Annotated in this window: 1 protein-coding gene and 1 pseudogene; both read right to left on the bottom strand. The window is 72.8% G+C overall.

Annotation, left to right across the window (positions count from 1 at the left end; genetic code table 11):
* Positions 1-233 (bottom strand): annotated as a pseudogene (locus H5J33_RS36120) (hypothetical protein); the annotation flags it as partial.
* 149 nt (positions 234-382) lie between these two features.
* The coding region (gene rlmB, locus H5J33_RS36115; protein WP_181798884.1) for a 23S rRNA (guanosine(2251)-2'-O)-methyltransferase RlmB at positions 383-1,116 on the bottom strand (734 nt) is incomplete at its 5' end.

The raw sequence follows: 1,116 nt of genomic DNA, 5'->3' as shown, positions 1-1,116 counted from the left end.
CCCAGGACCGGCTTGCGGGCGGTCTCCTGGCCGGTGGCGTGCAGATGCCGGGTGATCCGGGGGGACTGGGTGCCCTTCGCCGACGCGCCCAACTGCACGCGGAAGCTGGCGTGATTGACGATGACCTGCGCCGGATCGCTCGGCACCTTCACCATGCTCAGCGCGGGAGCGTCGTCGAAGCCCGACGAGCGGTCCCCCGTGGGTGTGCGGGGTGTTCTGGTGTCCACACTCATCTAACCGAGTGACGTGGTGTTAGGACACTGCTTTGACCGCCCGGATGTGTCCGGACCCCGTCAAGGCCGTGCCCAACGCCGTACGGCCACCCGAATCACCCCGCAAGGGTGAGGCCGTGGACGGGTGTTCAACCCGTCCGGGCCGTCGGTCAGCTCCGCCTGCGCGCGGCCTCGTAGAGCACGATCCCGGCCGCCACGCCCGCGTTGAGCGACTCCGCGCCGCCCGGCATCGGGATGCGCACCCGGAAGTCGCAGGTCTCGCCGACCAGGCGGGACAGGCCCTTGCCCTCGCTGCCGACCACGATGGCCACCGGGCCCGCGAGCGCCTCCAGGTCGCCGAGTTCGACCTCGCCGTCCGCCGCCAGGCCGACCACCGTGAGGCCGGCCTTCTTGTAGGCCTCCAGGGTCCGCGTGAGGTTGGTGGCACGGGCGACCGGCGTCCGGGCCGCCGTACCGGCGGAGGTCTTCCAGGCACCCGCGGTCATGCCGGCCGAGCGGCGCTCGGGGACGACCACGCCGTGGCCGCCGAAGGCGGAGACCGAGCGGACGACGGCGCCGAGGTTGCGCGGGTCGGTGACCCCGTCCAGGGCGACCACCAGCGGGTCCTCGCCCTCCTCGGCGGCGGCGTCGAGCAGGTCCTCCGGGTGCGCGTACTCGTACGGCGGGACCTGGAGGACCAGGCCCTGGTGGTTGAGGCCGTTGGTCATGCGGTCCAGCTCGGGGCGCGGGGCCTCCATGAGGTTGATGCCGCCGCGCTCGGCGGCGAGCTGGAGGGCCTCGCGGACGCGCTCGTCGTTGTCGATGAACTGCTGGACGTAGAGCGTGGAGGCGGGGACGCCCTCGCGGAGCGCCTCCACCACCGGGTTGCGGCCGACGACCAGTT

Origin of the sequence: Streptomyces sp. WELS2 (assembly GCF_013870595.1) — a bacterium.
In the GTDB taxonomy this organism is placed as follows: domain Bacteria; phylum Actinomycetota; class Actinomycetes; order Streptomycetales; family Streptomycetaceae; genus Streptomyces.
Note: the sequence above shows the minus strand (reverse complement) of the source record. Positions and strands in the feature narration are given on the sequence as shown.